The organism is Escherichia sp. AM3 (assembly GCF_032029835.1).
Lineage (GTDB): Bacteria > Pseudomonadota > Gammaproteobacteria > Enterobacterales > Enterobacteriaceae > Escherichia > Escherichia coli.
In genome coordinates this window covers 1-1836 of sequence record NZ_JAVUPQ010000240.1, presented here as the reverse complement: position 1 = coordinate 1836, position 1836 = coordinate 1, and the positions used below count along the sequence as shown (strand labels likewise).

Annotated in this window: 1 protein-coding gene; it reads right to left on the bottom strand. The window is 46.4% G+C overall.

Annotated features, from left to right (window positions below):
• Positions 1-37: 37 nt before the first annotated feature.
• Positions 38-1765: a vWA domain-containing protein gene (locus RTW80_RS24595; RefSeq protein WP_001244806.1), complete on the bottom strand. Its 1728-nt coding sequence runs from the start codon at positions 1763-1765 to the stop codon at positions 38-40.
• Positions 1766-1836: the final 71 nt, after the last annotated feature.

Sequence of the window (1836 nt, the reverse complement as noted above, 5' to 3'; positions counted from 1 at the left end):
TATGCTGACTGGTCGAACATAGTTTGCTAAACAGTCATCACTGACTGATGTCAGTCACACCATCCGCCAGTTCAATCAGGCGAATAAATTCCGCCCTGTAACCCTGTGGATCTTCCCCTTTTGCCTGCTGAGCCCACTGTTTGATCTGCTGCCAGGAGGTATTGTTCAGGTATTCAGAACCGCGTAACTTTTGCCCATATGCAGCTACTGCTGCGCGAAAACGCATATCTTCAGAGGGCGCGTTTATTGTTGGCCCCAGCGGGAATTCAACTAACTGACTTTCTTTTCCCTGCGGGTATTTCCAGCGAATTTTTAACCAGGCCAGTTCTTTCGTTTTGTCCGATTTCGCTAATTTGTTATCCGGGGCATAGCGTAACTTATCAATTGATGCTTTTTGCCCGTTCAGCGTTAATTCGAATAACAACGTTATATGTTTGCCTGCGCCTATATCCCCTGCATCAACGTTGTCGTTATTAAAATGTTCCACCCGAAGTTGGCGCTTTTCATAACCAATCTGACGGTATTCCGTTACCCACGCGGGGTTAAACTCAATTTGCGCTTTGACATCTTTTGCTACGGTAATCAACATCTGCCGCATTTCACTATTCAATACTTTCTGCGCTTCAGAGAGGGTATCAATGTAGCTGTAGTTGCCGTTACCAACATCGGCAATTCGCACCATCATTGCCTCGTTGTAATTGCTATTCCCCACGCCAAACGTCGACAGAGTAACACCAGACTCCCGCTGTTTTTTGACCATTGATTCAATCGATTTTGGATCGTCAATGCCAACGTTAAAGTCACCGTCAGTGGCTAATAAAATGCGATTGATGCCGCCCTTAATAAACCCCTTCGTCGCCTGCTGATAAGCCAGTTCCAGCCCGGCACCGCCATTGGTACTGCCTTCGGCATCCAGCGAATCAATTGCGGCATTAATTTCCGCCTTATGACTCCCGGAGATAGAAGGCAATGCAATACGGGAGTCGCCAGCGTAGGTCACGATGGCAATGTTATCCTGCTCACGAAGTTCTTTGACCAATAATTTCAACGAAGACTGGATAAGTGGCAAACGTTCATCAGAAATCATTGAACCAGAAGTGTCGATAAGAAAGACCAGATTAGAAGCTGGTAACTCTTCACTTTTGCGATCTTTCGCCAGGATATCAACTTTCAGCAATGTTCGCTGTTCATTCCATGGTGCAGGTGCCAATTCGTAGCGCATAGCGAAAGGTATTGGCTTAGAGGCCGGAATAGATTGTTTGTCTTTGATATCCCAATCAGACGGGAAATAATTGACTATCTCCTCCACCCGCACAGCGTCTGGCGGAGGTAACAGCCCTTGATTGAGGAAACGCCTTACATTCGCATAACTGCCAGTGTCAACGTCAAGACTAAACGTCGCCAACGGATTTTGCGCTACCTGCTTAACCGGATTATCATCGAACTGCTGGTAGCGAGCGGTTCCTGGATTTGCGATATGTGTAGCTTTTGCTTTAGCCGCTCTTGCAAATGTTGGCGCTTCCTGCAATCGCCCCTGTAAAGCCTGTTTGTCTGAATATTGTTGCACTTCTTGCTGGGCCAAGGCTTTCGCGGCGGCGGCGCTTTGCTCAGCCTCTTTTATTGCAGCTTGCTGCGCGGCAAGCACTTGCTGCTCTGTGGGAGTACTGGGTTGTTGTTGCTGACTTTCCTTATTCTCAGGTTGCGGCCCACATCCTGACAAAATCAAACTACTCATAAGCAACATGATTATATTTTTATTTCGCATATAAAATCCTTTTAAATAAACTCAGGCACCAGACATACAATATACTCTTTGTATAATCCTGCTCATCTTAA